At 67.3% G+C, this 13,956-nt stretch carries 15 protein-coding genes and 1 pseudogene; 7 read left to right on the top strand and 9 right to left on the bottom strand.

The window, feature by feature from the left end:
• Positions 1-13 precede the first annotated feature (13 nt).
• From LXT13_RS15480 to LXT13_RS15495, 4 genes are all read left to right on the top strand, one after another.
• The gene (locus tag LXT13_RS15480; RefSeq protein ID WP_233372867.1) at positions 14-2,659 is read left to right on the top strand and encodes an eCIS core domain-containing protein; all 2,646 of its coding nucleotides are present in this window, start codon (positions 14-16) and stop codon (positions 2,657-2,659) included.
• A gap of 158 nt (positions 2,660-2,817) precedes the next feature.
• Entirely contained in the window at positions 2,818-4,416 is a 1,599-nt protein-coding gene (locus LXT13_RS15485; protein ID WP_233372868.1) for an eCIS core domain-containing protein, read from the top strand.
• Between the two features lie 309 nt (positions 4,417-4,725).
• Complete coding sequence (locus LXT13_RS15490) at positions 4,726-6,147, top strand: dihydrolipoyl dehydrogenase (protein WP_233372869.1); 1,422 nt, start codon at positions 4,726-4,728, stop codon at positions 6,145-6,147.
• A 208-nt stretch (positions 6,148-6,355) separates the two neighbouring features.
• On the top strand, positions 6,356-7,141 hold the full coding sequence (locus LXT13_RS15495; protein WP_349254839.1) for a DUF4158 domain-containing protein: 786 nt from the start codon (positions 6,356-6,358) through the stop codon (positions 7,139-7,141).
• Between the two features lies 1 nt (position 7,142).
• Here LXT13_RS15495 and LXT13_RS15500 read toward each other — a convergent pair whose 3' ends face one another.
• The 4 genes from LXT13_RS15500 to LXT13_RS15515 are packed head-to-tail and all read right to left on the bottom strand — an operon-like array spanning position 7,143 to position 8,310.
• A complete protein-coding gene (locus tag LXT13_RS15500; RefSeq protein WP_233372871.1) occupies positions 7,143-7,448 on the bottom strand; it encodes a hypothetical protein in 306 nt (101 codons plus the stop codon).
• Positions 7,445-7,594 carry a hypothetical protein gene (locus tag LXT13_RS15505; RefSeq protein ID WP_233372872.1) on the bottom strand — a complete coding sequence of 50 codons (150 nt, stop codon included), beginning with the start codon at positions 7,592-7,594 and terminating at the stop codon, positions 7,445-7,447. Before LXT13_RS15505 ends, LXT13_RS15500 begins: the two co-directional genes overlap by 4 nt.
• Positions 7,591-8,088, bottom strand: a complete 498-nt coding sequence (locus LXT13_RS15510; RefSeq protein WP_233372873.1) for a DUF2726 domain-containing protein — start codon at positions 8,086-8,088, stop codon at positions 7,591-7,593. The genes LXT13_RS15505 and LXT13_RS15510 overlap by 4 nt, the downstream gene beginning before the upstream one ends.
• Positions 8,089-8,145: 57 nt before the next feature.
• Entirely contained in the window at positions 8,146-8,310 is a 165-nt protein-coding gene (locus LXT13_RS15515) for a DUF4113 domain-containing protein (RefSeq protein WP_233372874.1), read from the bottom strand.
• A gap of 50 nt (positions 8,311-8,360) precedes the next feature.
• On the opposite strand from LXT13_RS15515, the pseudogene LXT13_RS15520 reads away from it, so the two are divergent.
• Both LXT13_RS15520 and xth read left to right on the top strand, forming a co-directional pair.
• Positions 8,361-9,209: pseudogene (locus LXT13_RS15520) on the top strand (nucleotidyl transferase AbiEii/AbiGii toxin family protein).
• Positions 9,210-9,384: 175 nt separating this feature from the next.
• Positions 9,385-10,152 carry an exodeoxyribonuclease III gene (gene xth / locus LXT13_RS15525; RefSeq protein ID WP_233372875.1) on the top strand — a complete coding sequence of 256 codons (768 nt, stop codon included), beginning with the start codon at positions 9,385-9,387 and terminating at the stop codon, positions 10,150-10,152.
• Positions 10,153-10,163: 11 nt separating this feature from the next.
• On the opposite strand, the gene LXT13_RS15530 is transcribed toward xth, so the two are convergent.
• The 4 genes from LXT13_RS15530 to LXT13_RS15545 all read right to left on the bottom strand — a co-directional run bounded on the left by LXT13_RS15530 (position 10,164) and on the right by LXT13_RS15545 (position 12,636).
• The gene (locus LXT13_RS15530) at positions 10,164-10,373 is read right to left on the bottom strand and encodes a DUF4287 domain-containing protein (RefSeq protein WP_233372876.1); all 210 of its coding nucleotides are present in this window, start codon (positions 10,371-10,373) and stop codon (positions 10,164-10,166) included.
• 64 nt (positions 10,374-10,437) lie between these two features.
• Entirely contained in the window at positions 10,438-11,085 is a 648-nt protein-coding gene (locus LXT13_RS15535) for a CatA-like O-acetyltransferase (RefSeq protein WP_233372877.1), read from the bottom strand.
• 402 nt (positions 11,086-11,487) lie between these two features.
• The gene (locus LXT13_RS15540; protein WP_233372878.1) at positions 11,488-11,739 is read right to left on the bottom strand and encodes a hypothetical protein; all 252 of its coding nucleotides are present in this window, start codon (positions 11,737-11,739) and stop codon (positions 11,488-11,490) included.
• A 180-nt stretch (positions 11,740-11,919) separates the two neighbouring features.
• Positions 11,920-12,636, bottom strand: coding sequence for a helix-turn-helix transcriptional regulator (locus tag LXT13_RS15545; protein WP_233372879.1), 717 nt, complete (start codon positions 12,634-12,636; stop codon positions 11,920-11,922).
• A gap of 99 nt (positions 12,637-12,735) precedes the next feature.
• On the opposite strand from LXT13_RS15545, the gene LXT13_RS15550 reads away from it, so the two are divergent.
• Entirely contained in the window at positions 12,736-13,128 is a 393-nt protein-coding gene (locus tag LXT13_RS15550; protein ID WP_233372880.1) for a DUF4902 domain-containing protein, read from the top strand.
• A 199-nt stretch (positions 13,129-13,327) separates the two neighbouring features.
• On the opposite strand, the gene eda is transcribed toward LXT13_RS15550, so the two are convergent.
• A complete protein-coding gene (gene eda / locus LXT13_RS15555; RefSeq protein WP_233372881.1) occupies positions 13,328-13,951 on the bottom strand; it encodes a bifunctional 4-hydroxy-2-oxoglutarate aldolase/2-dehydro-3-deoxy-phosphogluconate aldolase in 624 nt (207 codons plus the stop codon).
• Positions 13,952-13,956: the final 5 nt, after the last annotated feature.

Here is a 13,956-nt window from a genome sequence, read left to right on the forward strand (position 1 = left end):
CCGCGTTCGCGCCATGGCCAAAGCCGCCCACGCCACCCGAAAGGCCGGCCCGCCGCGCGCCGGTACGGCGACTCCGCGCGAGGCTGCGCCCGGCCGCAAGCCCGCGTCACGGGCCACGGCAGCGCCAGGGGCGTGCGCCTGCGGCGGCGGCTGCCCACGCTGCGCCACCGCTGCGTCCAGCTGGCCGGAGAACGTATTGCGCCCGATGGAGTCGGACTTCGGCACCGACTTCTCCGACATCCGCCTGCACCGGGATTCGCGCCGTGCGGCAGCACTCGGCGCGCTGGCCTTCACCCAGGGCCGAGAGGTGCACGTTGCGCCCGGCCGCTGGGCGCCGCATTCGGCAGCCGGGCGCGAGCTGATCGCACATGAGCTGGCACATGTGCAGCAGCAACGGCAAGGCCGCGTCGCCGGCATGCCCGGGCAGATCAACGCGGAGCCAGCGCTGGAGCGCGAGGCCGATGCCCAGGCGCGCCGCGTGGTGCAGGCGCGCCCGCTAGGCAGATCTGCACCCGGTGCCATCCGCACGCCGGTCACGGGCCCGGTGCAACGGGTGCCCGACCCCGAGGGCTGCGCGGCGCCTGCCGGCATAGCCTGCCAGACGCTCGGCACCGAGCCGGCCACCATCAGTCGGTCCTTCACCTATCCACAGAACTCGGCCACGCTCACGCGCGCCTGGCGCACGGCCATCGACGCCCTCGCCGCCACCTGGCATGCGCAAGGCGCCAGCGGTGTGGTGCGGGTGGACGGCTATGCCAGCGCCGAGGGGCCGTGCGACTTCAACTGGACTCTCTCCTGCCAGCGCGCGCAGGCGGTGGTGGCCGAACTGACGAACCCCATCGACGGCAGCCCTGGCGTGCCGGCCGAGCGCATCGATGCATTCGCGCACGGCGAGAGCAATGCCGCCAGCGCGACGCTGCCAGGCAACCGCCGCGCGACCGTGAGTCTGCCGGGGCCGGACCCCGGCCTCTCGCAGGTACACGGAGCTGACCAGCGGGCCGACGCGGCGGGCAACGTCACGACGGTGCCCGATGCCGACCTGGCGCGCGAGATCGGTTATGAGCTCGACCCGAGCAGCCGGCCTGCGCCGGTGGCGCCGCCCGTGGTGCCGCCGGGCAGCCCGCCAGGCACGCCGCCTGTCATTCCGCCACCGCCGCCGCGTGTGCCCTGGGACGGCGTGCCGCAGAACGCCACGCCGGTCGAGATCGCCCGCGCCGCGGCCGCCCGCCAGGCCATGACCGCCGAGCTGTTCACCGCCTACGACGCCTATCTGACCTTCTTCCGCCCGACCGTCGTCGCCCAGCTGGCGCGGCCCCGCGTGCCCTTCACTACGCCCTCGGTTGCGGCCGGCGCCGCGGCAAACACCGGCGTGGTCGACATCGCCAACCAGGCGCAATCGGTGCTGGAGAGCCGCTACGGGGTCTCGATGGACGCCTCGGCGTCGACCGCCGCCCAGGGCTACAACCGTGCTGCCCGCCACGCGGCCCCGACGGTCGATCCCAACATCTTCGACCCCTACAGCGCCGCGGACCGCCAAGCGGCCACGGCCACGCCCGACCTCGCGCCCAGCGTGGCCTGGTGGCTGTTCGAAAACGACGTGCCGGGCGCGGCTGGTGCTGCCGGTTCGCGCGACTTTGCGACCACCGTGCTGGCCCGCCACCACTACGCCACGCAAGACCCTGGCGCCCAGCAGTTCCGCAGCGATGTCGCGCTCGCCTACGCCGCCGCCCGCACGCTTCCCGCACCCGGCAACCGACGGCAGCTCATCGACTACCGCCTGGCCCAATGGAGCGAACGCGGGCAGCTGGGCATCACGCTGCAATCGGCGTTCGACCCTGGCCCCAATGCCAACCGCGCTGAGCTGTTCCAGCGCTGGAACCTCTTCAAGACCGCAACGCACGAAAGCCTGCACCTGCGCGCACATCCCGCCTTCGATGCGGCTGACAAGGGCCGCGGCGCGCTGAAGGAAGGCTTCACCGAGATGTTCACTATCGCCACGCTGAACACGGGCCTGCTGGCCGGCGTACGCGCCGGCACGAACGAGCCGCTGCGCCGCGTCGTGGAGGGCCAAGTCACCACGCCCACGCCGGACGCTTCGCTGATCACCGACGCCGTGACGCCCACGCAGTACGCCGAGCACCGCGCCGCGGCCGAGCGCATCCGTGATGGCGGCACGCCTCCGGGGGGCACTTTGCATGCCGGCATTGGTGAGCCCGGCGTGCGCGCCGTGTACTTCCAGGGCCACGTCGAATACCTCGGGCTCGATGCTCACGGCGACCCGTTGGGCGGCCTGCCCGCAGCAGGCGTGGCGCCTACCGTCCACATCCCCGCCGGCATCACCGGACTGAACGAACTGGCGCTGCGCACCAACGTCCCTCGAGCCACCATCGAGGCGGACAACCCTGGCATCGCCCCGCCGTTGCCGGCCACGGCTGTCCTCGCCGGCTGCACCGAGCACATCGTGGTGACGAGCAACACCATCTTCCCGCGCACCCATGCGGCGGAGAGTGTGACCGAGACGCGAGAGCAGATCGCCACGCAGCATGGGGTCTCAGTGGCTGCGTTGGCGCAGGCCAACCCCGACATTCCGCTGGACCCGATCACCCGCGAGTGGCCGACGCTCGTGACCGGCCAGCGCATCCTGATTCCGAAGCCATGAGGAAGACCGCTGCCCGCTCGCCGACGAGCCCCTCGACACCCGCAACCGAATCACCACATCGCAAGCCGGCGCCGGAGCCCTCGAGATCGCGCGGAGGCTGCCCGTGCGGCGGTGGCTGCGCCCGCTGCTGCGGCGCAGCAATCACTGGGTCGAGCGCCGTGCGACAGAACGAGGCCGAGGCTGAGCGCGTCGCGCATCAGGCGATGCGCGCGTCCGCTTCTGCCACCTGGGGCGCCTTGCGTCCCCTGCCCACCACCGCCGCGCCACCAGGCGTGCGCTCCGCCGGCCAACCACTGCCGGGCGCGGCGCGCCGCCAGCTCGAATCGGCCTATGGCTGGAACCTCGCCGCCGTGCGCCTGCACAGCGCGCCGGCCGAGCGCGGCCAAGCTCATGCCCGCGGTGCACTGGCCTTCACGGGCGGCAGCCACATCGTGCATGCCGGCAGCGGCGCGCTGCCAACGCCGCATGTGCTGGCGCACGAGGTGGCGCATGCGGTACAGGCGGCGGTGCATCCGGGCGCGGCTGGTCTCGTCCACCACTTCGAGAGCCCCGAGCACGAAGACCTCGGCGACAGTGCGCTGCAGGACCTGCTCGCCTTCCTGAATACGGAAGAAGGCAAGGCCTGGGCCGCCAAGCGCGGGCTCGATGCCGCCTCCCTCGCCAGGCAGATCGAGGGGGACCCGTTGACGCAGGCAGGCGGTCGCATCACCGCAGGCACGCGCATGCGAAACGGTCACCTGCAAAAGGTCGGCCTGTCACCCGGCGAAATCATTGCCCTCTCCGGCGACCTCTACGACGGGCCCGATGCCATCGCCGCCGCTGCAAAGCAGGAGGTCGCCAAGGGCGACGAGAAAAAGGGCAACGAGATCGATCAGTTGCTGTTGGCCATCGGCCAGGAACGCCGCGGCGAGCTGGACGATTCGAACAAGACCTACGAGTCCATCACCCAGGGCAGATACCTGACGATGGCCAAGTCCAACGACGCCCACTTCGCGCCGAAGAACCGCGCGGAATGGCGCCGCCTGCACGAGCAGGCGCTCGCAGAGGCGAAGGCCGCAGGCACGAGCGAAGGCGCGCTCAATCATGCGCTGTTGACCGACGCCGCAGGCGGCCACTTCCTCACCGATGCCTATGCCGCGGGCCACCTGTTCAAGAAGAACGAGCTGCTCGCCGCGATCCAGCTGCACCTGGCCACGAACCCGCTGCGCACCTCCAGCCCCGAAGTGCAGGGCTACGCCGCCGTCGTCTCGGCCAGCGGCAATGCCGACCAGCTCCTGTTGAAGAACATCCACGACCGCCTCAACCAGGAAGGCTTCGACGTGACCAACGCCGCCGGCATGAGCTGGCGCACCTTCGGCGACGCGGGGCTCTCCAAGGCGCCGGACACGCAGCGCATCGCCTCGCTCGCGGTGTTCACCTCGCGCCAGCAGGTCTATGCCGCGCAGCGCGGCGAGTCGCCCCAGCCCAAGGCCGTCGAAGCCCTCATGCCCGACGACGCGACCCTGGCCCGCGCAACGCAGACCGCCATCGGCTACATCCCGTGGGCAGCGGCCAACGTGCAGGGTCTGATGTACCGTGGCCGCAAGCTCGCCACACTCCAGTTCCCGCCGGTGCTGGGGCAGGTCATCGAATCGAACCTGTCGGCGATCGCCAATCCGGGCCGCGAGCGGCAACTGCTCGATCTGCAAAAGAGCAGTGAGACGACGAAATCCGGCCCCTTGCTGGCGCCGCAGTTCACGCTACTGGACTGGCGATGAGCCGAGGGGATTGCCGCAGGCGACACGCCGGTGCAACGCGAAAGTGACCGCCAGCAACGATCGCCACTGATCGGCCGTGCATCGCATCCGAGAACAACACGACCGCTGGCTAAACCGTGGTCTGCGCTGCTTCACGCCGACGTCGGATGGCGGATCTCGCTGCACGCTGTCGTTCCGTGACGGGATGCGCTTCCCGGCTGGTGGTACGACCGCTGGCCGCGGCCCCTACGTTGCCTCAGTAAAGTCAAGTACTTATGAATGCGGGCCATACGCCGTATTCCCTACATCACCCAACCTCGCGCAGCACACATGACCCTTTTCTGCGATGTCGCCATCATCGGCGCCGGCACGGCTGGCATGGCGGCCTATCGGGCCGCACGGGCACACACCGATCAAGTACTGCTCATCGAATCGGCACATTTCGGCACCACGTGCGCGCGCGTCGGCTGCATGCCCAGCAAGTTGCTCATCGCAGCAGCTGACGCCGCACAGGCGGTGCGTGAGGCGCCTCGCTTCGGAGTGGTCGGCGGCGCACCGCGAATCGACGGCCCCGCCGTCATGCAGCGCGTGCGCGCCGAGCGGGATCGCTTCGTGGGCTTCGTGCTTGAGACCGTGCACGACTGGCCGGAAGCAACCCGCCTGATGGGCCGGGCCCGCTTTGTCAGCGCCGGCTTGCTGGATGTCGAGGGCCAGCGGGTGCAAGCCAGGGCGGTCGTCATCGCTACAGGATCCCGACCGCGAATTCCGCCCCGCTGGCAAGAGCGGCTGGGCGCGCGTCTCATCGTCAACGATGACGTCTTCGACTGGGTGGACCTGCCGCGCTCGGTGGCGGTCGTGGGTGCCGGGGTCATCGGCCTGGAACTAGCGCTGGCGCTGCATCGGCTGGGCGTGCGAGTGCGCCTTTTCGCCCGCGGGTCTCGCGTCGGCCCGCTGACAGACCCGGAATTGCAATCACTGGCGCAGCGCCTCTTTGCGGAAGAACTGCCGCTGGCGCTGAATGCCGCGGACCTCGAACCAACGCTGGACGGTGATCAGGTCTTGATCGGCGGCGAGCATTTCGACCTGTTGCTTTGCGCCGCAGGACGTCAACCCAATATCGATGACCTGGGACTCGATGCCCTGCCACTCCCGCGGGACGACCGGGGTCATCCGCTGGTCGACCGCCATACGACGCAGTGGGGCTCCGGCCCGCTGTTTGTGGCTGGTGACGCGACGGACGACCGGCCGCTGCTGCATGAGGCAGCGGACACCGGCCGCATCGCGGGAGACAACGCTGCTCGATTTCCTCACGTTCATCACCGCCCGCGGCGCTCACCATTGGCCATCGTGTTCAGTGACCCGCAGATCGCCATCGCCGGCGCCAGCCATGCGGAACTGACGCAGGCCGGCGCGGCCTTCGACACCGGTCGCGTCAGCTTTGCAGACCAAGGGCGCAGTCGCGTCATGCTCGCCAACCGGGGCGGCCTGCATGTCTACGCCGAACGTCACTCCGGGAGACTCCTGGGCGCGGAAATGATTGGTCCGGCCGCGGAGCATCTGGGCCATCTGCTGGCCTGGAGCGTGCAGCGCGGCGACACCGTGCAGCAGATGCTCGACAGCCCGTTCTATCACCCGGTCGTCGAGGAAGGCTTGCGCACCGCGCTCCGGCAGCTCGACACCGCGTTGGACCTGCCTTCCCCGCCCATCGAGAACTGCCTAGACTGCGACACGTCTGCAGAGACCGGTGCGTGACCGTGGCCACCGGCGCCGGGCCAACCGAGGCGCCCGTCACAATGCGGTCCGGCCCTCACGCCAAGAAGGGGTAGTCTCAGTTTGCGTGCAGCCCCCGCGGTCATAGGCAAAAAGGCTATGACAAACAACGACTTATAGCCTGCCGCTCTATAGTGCGCGCCTCCTTCCCTCCTGGGAGCGCTGGGTATCCGGACTACGGTATCGGTGTGTGGGTCGCGCGTCGTTGCCGAGAGAGATGTCGGCTGACGATGTCCGGCAGTACTGTCCGCTCTCCAAGGACCAGATCGATCAAATTCGCGCCGCCAGCGGGCGTCAAGAGCAGAACCTTCTGGCGCTCGCCGTCCAAGTGGTGAGCCTGGCAAGCACGGGCAAGCAGCCTGAGAAAACCACCGCCCTTCCGCCTGCCCTTCTGAAGTTCCTGTGCGCGGAACTCAACGTCTACCGCGTCGCGCCGAGCATCGCGGCTCTCAAGACGATCTACGACAGCGAACACATCCTGCGGCGACACCGTGAAGTGGCCCGGGCGATCGCCGGCTTCCAGCCGGTCGACGACTCGCTCCTCGCAGAACTTTCCAAGATGCTTGCGGCGCGGCCAATCGACGCAGCTTCCGTCGACGGGCTGTACACGCCGGCCGAGCAATGGCTCTACGACCAGCAGCGTGTTATTCCGGCAAACGCGCCCTGCGCGACCTGGCGCACGAGGCCTTCAAGCAGGTCGAGGACATGGCACTCAGCACCGTCCGTGGGCCGTATCGCAGCAGCGGCTCAAGATGATCCTGAAGGTCATGTTCGAAGAGAGCGTGGTCCCCAACGTCACGGTGCTGGAATGGCTGCGCCAGTCCGCTGGCAAGCACAACGTCAAGAACATCCCTCAGGTGTCCGCACGCATCGACTACCTGAAAGAACTGGGCGCGGACAGCTGGGACCTCAGTGCGCTGTCCATCAACCGCATTCGGGCCTATGCGCTGCAGATCGTGCACCGGCCGCCATCTGAGTCAGCTCGTCGCGTCGAGGACACGCTGGCCATCGAGCTCGTGTGCTTTCTCAAGTACACGTTGGCTGAGCTCAGCGACGAGCAGGTCTTCCGTTTCAACCGACGTGTTGACGATCTGGTGCGCGCTGGCAAAAAGAAGGTGCAGGCCAAGCAGGCCGCGCAGTCCACGATGTTTCGGCAATCGATGGTTGAGATGCGCCAGCTCATCGACGACACCAGCCAAAACGCCGACCCAGCGCCTGAAGGCCATCAAGGACATGATGGACGAGGTGCTGGGCACGCCGTCGGTGAGTTCTGCCGAGGTCATCCGCGAGAGCCATTGACACCTGGTGCCACTTCGAAGTCCGGATGGGTCTCGACATGGCCGTCCATCGCCACGTCCAGCACCTGCAGGCCGGTCCAGTCAGGGTGTTTCTTGGCGAGCTCGAGTGCACGCCGCACGATGGGGTTCAAGACGGACTCGTCGGTTTGGGGTCTACGGCAATCGGCGGCCGCACAGCCCGCTGGACCGCGTCCACGTCCGGCACGTGCTTGAAACGCAGCACCCGATAGCCGGCGCGTTCCAGCAGCAAGTCGCGCCGGCTGTCGTGTTTCTCGCGGCCGCGGTGGCTCGCGTCGTCGAGTTCGATAACCGCCACGACCTCGAAGGCCTTGTTCGTCAGCACGAAGTCCGCCACCTTGCGGTTGAAGGTGGCGCGGGTGGGCATGTCCTTGGCAGTGATCAATGCGGAAAAGGCGACCTGGGTCAGCACGACGTACTCAGGGAAAGCCTGCTGCAGCCGGTGAAACATCGGCTGCTCTCTGTCGGTGAGCAATTTCCTCGCCCGGATGTCCCCGAGCGCCCTGCGCCGGCGCCCGCCCTTGAGCACCGCGGCGCCGACCCACAGGATGATCGCCAGTGATGCCACCAGCCCCATGAGCAGCATCTGCTCGGTCTGCTTTGTCATCTATCTCCCCTGAGCGCGCCGATCCTTGTGCCGGCGGCGTGGAGATTCTGGCGCTCATCAGCATCGGACCACCGGCATGGCCTTCCACTCGGTGGTGTAGGCAGGTGTGCGCCGCTCCAGCTTGGTTTCCCAGTCCCCCTGTGGTGCGCGACGCGGCTTAGCCAAGCCGATGCGCAGCGTCCCCTTGCCGAACCGGTCATTGACGACATCGACTGCCTGCATGAGGCGGTTCGGTCTCTGGCCGGCGTGTCATCCTCCAGATCGAGTTCGAGCTGGCCTTCGGCTATGGCGTGATCGAGCGCTTCTCCGAAGATGTGGACCTCACCTACGACATACGTGCCATCGCTCCGGACCTGATCGAAAAGGCCGACTCCCCCTGGCCCACGTCACGCAGCCAGGAGAAGAAGTGGACCAAGGCGATCCGGCAGCGCCTGGCCGAACTCGTCAGCGGCAAGCTGGCGCCCGATCTTGCCAAGGCACTCGCCGAGCGGGGGCTACCGGCGAAGGCCCGCGCAGAAGGCGGGCAGATATTCATCGACTACGAGACCTTCGGCGAAGGCACGGGCTATGTCCGGCCCTCGGTCCTGCTCGAGTTCGGCGCGCGATCGACGGACGAGCCCAACGAGCTGCGACCAGTCGCGTGCGACGCCGCGCCGCACTTGCCGGACGTGAGCTTTCCGTCAGCCAAACCCTAGGTCATGCGCCCCGAGCGCACGTTCTGGGAGAAGGCCACTGCCATCCATGTCTTCTGCGCCCAAGGCAGCTTTCGAGGCGGTGATCGCTACGCGCGCCACTGGCACGACGTGAGGCGGCTCGACGCTGCCGGCTTCGCCGACAGCGCCGCGAGGGACCGCGCGCTGGCGTTCGCAGTGGCAGAGCACAAGAGCATCTTCTTCGCCGAATCGATGCCAGACGGTGCGCCCGTCGACTACCGCGCAGCAGTCACCGGCGCACTGGATCTGGCACCCAGCGGCGACACGCGGAAGACGCTGGCCGAGGACTACCAGCGCATGGTCGAGGACGGCCTGCTCTTGGACGACGCCGAACCCTTCGACGTCCTGCTGCAGCGTTGCCAGGCACTTGCGCTCAAGGTGAACGCGGCGGCGCTGGGGGCTGCATGACGCTCTGCCCGCGCATACATGAACGCGTGCCGACGACCGCTTGTAGGATGGTGACAACAGATTGCCGCCCAGCGCCATCGCCTGGGTTCGCAGCGGAAAAACTGGGGGTATGCGTGGGGGCACCGACCAGACTATAGGAAATAAAGTTAAATAGAAACAGTAACTTAGGACTGCTTTGAAACTCGCCACTTGGAACGTTAACTCCCTCGCCATCCGCCTGCCTCAGGTTCTGGAGTGGCTGGCCGCCCACCCCGTGGACGCGCTGGTGCTGCAGGAAACCAAGCTGACTGACGACAAGTTCCCGACGCTGGAAATCGGCGAGGCCGGCTACCAGGTGCAGTGGTTCGGCCAGAAGACCTACAACGGCGTCGCGTTGATCAGCCGCGAGCCTGCAGGCGACGTCGTCAAAAACATTACCGGCTTTGCCGATGAGCAGGCACGTGTCATCGCCGGCACGGTGGGCGGCGTACGCGTCATCGGCGCCTACTTTCCCAACGGCCAGGCGCCGGGCAGCGACAAGTTCGCCTACAAGATGAACTGGCTGACTGGCCTGCGCAGCTGGCTCACCGACGAACTGAAGACCCACCAGCAGCTTGTGCTGATGGGCGACTTCAACATCGCGCCGGAAGACCGCGACGTCTACGACCCCGTGGCCTGGGCCGGGCAGATCCACTGCACGCCTGAGGAGCGGGAGCACTTCCGGCAGCTGCTGGACCTGGGCCTGACCGATGCTTTCCGGTTGTTCGAACAGCCTCCCAAGAGCTGGAGCTGGTGGGACTACCGCAACCTGGCCTTCCGCAAGAACCAGGGGCTGCGCATCGACCACATCCTCGTGAGCGAGGCGCTCAAGGGGCGCGTCACAGCGTGCGAGATCGACAAGCTGCCACGCAAGAACGAGCGCCCCAGCGATCACGCGCCGGTCATCGTGACCATCGACGGCTGAGCCTCGCCAGCCTAGTTCCGTGCCAGGAAATGGGCGACCAGTGCACTGGCGTGCCCGTGGCCCATGGCGTGCTCGGTCTTGAGCTTGTTGACCAGCTCCATGTGCTTGAGCTCGCCTGCGCCTGCAATGACCTGCTGCCAGTAGGCGATCGGTTTGCCGTACTTCTTTTCGATGGACGGGAAGTAGGAAGCGGGGCCCTTGACCTTGACTTCAGCAGCCACGACAAGTCCTTTCAGGGGAGTGACGGACTACGACGATCGAGCGGGCTCGACATCGACAATCCCGCTAGATCGCGTCGAGCTGGGCTTGCATGCGCTCGAAGAAGCGGCCGACATGCACGCCATCGCACAACGCGTGATGAACGTCGACACATACCGGCATCAGCAGCTGGCCGCCCTCCTCCTTGAAGCGGCCGAAGGCTATCTTCGGGCGGTCATCGGCCGCGCCGCGGGCGTGCGTGAAGCCGGTGAAGGCCAGCCAGGGCAGCGCGGTCATGTGGACCAGCGCCTGCTCAGGCACATCGTCGGCTTCGTCGGCCGCGAACAGGTCGCCGCTGGCCCGGCGGACGCGTTCGACGCCCGGCTTGGCACGCGCAGCGAAAGCTTCCAGGAGGGGATCGCGACGCAATGTGACGAAGCCGAAGCTACCGTCATCCCGCAGCACGGTGGTGCTGGCATGAATCGTCGCGAACTCGCGCACGCCGCTGCCGTCAGGCAGCAGCGTCTGGCGCATCGCATCGACGGCGTTGGCCGCTTCCAGTGCCGCATGGTGGTACGCCAGCCATGGCGTGGCGCCGTGGGCGGCTGCACGCTCGCGGAGACGGGTCACCGTGACCGGCACCGTCACATTGAAGGCGGGCTGGGCCATGCCGCGGAAATGCAACAGCGCGGCACGGCGCGGCGAGGACTCGAGAGGGATGAGGCGGTCTTGCATGGCTGAGGTCTTTGCAGACTGCATGCTCGCACGGCGCAACGGCTGACCGGGCGAACGCGGCCAACGGGCTCAGTCCAGCCTGGACCGCCCTGGGCGTTGCCGCAAACGATGCCGCAGGTGACCGATGCGGCTCAGACCCGGAGCCACGACGGCGCGCCTCGCGAGCCGAAGCCACTGCGCCGATTCCAGTGCCGTGCTCACCGAGCACGGGCACTTGGAGAAAAAAGATCGAATACTCGGACACGTCAGCGAACTGGACGGCTCCGCAAAACGCCAGCCCCAATCGCTGCCTCGTGCGGGACACACAGGGCGGGCGAAACGGACCGCGTCGTATCGATGGAACACACCTTCCGCCTTGATGCGACGGACGAGCATGCCACCCGGCACCGCAGAATTTCGGCGTCAGGCCGCGGCGTCCTGCATGCCGGGCTGACGCATGCCGTAGTCATAGAGTGCGCGCTTGAGCTCCTCCGCGCGCTCGGCACCGAGATCCACGCGCAGCCGGCTGACCGGCGTCATGCGGATCTGGCCGATCTGGTTGTAGCCGAGGATCTTGGCCTCGGCGAGCGTGCGCGAGGTCAGCGGCAGACATTCCAGCGGCGCCTGGTCGGCGAGGCTCAACAGTCGTGCGTAGGTTTCTGCGGAAATGGACACGACGGGACCAATTTCGCGACTGTCGGCATCAGCAGCCGACGCGGGGAATGCCAAGGACTGAGTAGACAAGATCGATAAGGCTCATGGTCGGGCTCCGGGTTGGAGTGAACAAATCACAGAGCCGAACTTTCCTTTTTTTCGAGCGTCAAGAAACCTAGAAGGTCTGCCAGCTTGCGCGCCTCAGAGAAGGCCGGCGCTCATGCACTTCAGCACGGCCTGATGCTTGGAATTGACCTCCAGCTTGCGCATCACATTGCCGAGATGGAAATTCACCGTCTTCTCGCTCATGCCGAGGATGACGCTCACTTCCCATGCCGTCTTGCCCTGGGCCGTCCAGCTCAGCACGTCGAGCTCCCTCTTCGTCAGCTTGGGAAGTGCCGCCACGTCGAGCCTGCGTCCCAGTAACCGATCCGCGGCCGTCATGGCATGGACCGCCAGCAGCTGCAACCCGCCAATGAGCTGCGTGAGGCCGGCGCCAAGCTCGGGTAACGGCTCTTCGCGGTCCACACCGAGCAGGAACTGCTTATCTCCCGCGCCAAGCTGCAGCTTGACGGCGATGCCCGTCTTGTAGCCGTAAGGCGCTTGGGTCTCCCAAAGTTCGCCCACGCCTGCCGTGGTGTACGTGGCCTGGTCATAGACGACGGGCAGTGGCTGCGCCATCAGACGATCGAAGACCGGATCGCGCAGCGTCTCACCCAGGTCTTTGTAGGCCTCCGCATGGCCCGCTGGCGTGTTGCCAAAGCTGAGCCCTTGGACCTCACCATCCTTGGGAAGCCCACGCATTAGCGCGCCAGAAATGATCGGAAATCCCATCGCGTCGGCGGTCGCGACGAGGCGGCGTTCGAAGCTGGCGAGGTCCTCGCTCAACCCGACGTCGATCAATTGCTGGTAATTCATTTCGGCACTGCCCATACCTGCCAAGTCTGCCAGCTTGTCCCTGACAGTCGGTGATCACAGACTGAGCTTCGTTCAATACAACGACCGAAAGGTGACGCCATGTCGAGCTCGATCCGCCTGCCCGAGGGCAGTGTCTGCTGGCCCGTGGCTGCGCTCTCCAGCGCGGCTCAGGATGTTCGACACGCGGTGACGCGCGTGAATCAGGCCCGAGTAGGCGACCGATGCATCAGCGGCGTCACGCGCTGGGAACGCCGCCACGCCAACGTGGTGGCGTGGGTCGAATGGGACTGGGTGGAGATGGAGGACGGCACGATCGTCCAGACCGATCCGCTCAGCGTGCGGTCCAACGTGCTGCTGCTGGACGACCGCAGCCGGCCGTTGCTGTCGTCTCGGCGGCGCACGACGCTGGCCACGCTGGTGTACCTGCTGCCCTGGCAGGGGCCGGTGCTGGACGAGCTTCGCGTGGCTGCGCCATTGAGGCTTGCTGCCTGAGCCAACGTCTAAGCCCGCCAGGCCTGTGCGGTATCGCATGGCACTCGACGGGCGCTGACGTTCCAGACGCGCGAGCGGCATCTCACCGTGCCACGCGGCCTTCCCGCAAGTGCGACGACGATCAGCCGCATATGCGGCTGATCGCGCGGTCAAAAGCCGTGCGCCGCGCGCGCACCGACCTGCGCGAGGGCGGCTTCGGTCAGGCGCGCAGCGCCGCGGCCTCGATGGCCAGCTTGGTGATGCGGGCCCAATCCTTGGCGTCGACGGCGTCCTGCGGCGTGAGCCAGGACCCGCCGCAGACCTTGACGTTGGGCAGCTTCAGGAACTGCGGCGCGGTCTCCAGCGAGATGCCGCCCGTCGGGCAGAACGCCACGTCGGGGAAGGGACCCGCCAGCGCCTTCAGGAGGTTCACGCCGCCAACAGCGACGGCGGGAAACAGCTTCAGGAAGCCATAGCCCGCGGCATTCGCCTGCATGACCTCCGACGCCGTGGACACGCCGGGCAGCAGCGGCAGGCCGCTGTCCTTGCACGCCGCCGCCAGCGCGTCGGTGTAGCCGGGGCTCACGCCGAACTGGCAGCCGGCGTTCTTCGCGTTGACGACGTCCTGCGGGGTGCGCAGCGTGCCGGCACCGACGATGGCGCCTGGCACCTTGGCCATGGCTTCCATCGCCTGTAGCGCCACGGGGGTGCGCAGCGTCACCTCCAGCACCTTCACGCCACCGGCGACGAGCGCCTCGGCCAGCGGCACGGCGTCTTCCAGGCGCTGGATGACGATGACGGGAATGACGGGGCCGTGGCTGGCCAGGCTGAGGGTGTCGAGCATGGGAT

The sequence above is a fragment of the Pelomonas cellulosilytica genome (assembly GCF_021353265.1).
Classification (GTDB): domain Bacteria; phylum Pseudomonadota; class Gammaproteobacteria; order Burkholderiales; family Burkholderiaceae_C; genus Pelomonas; species Pelomonas cellulosilytica.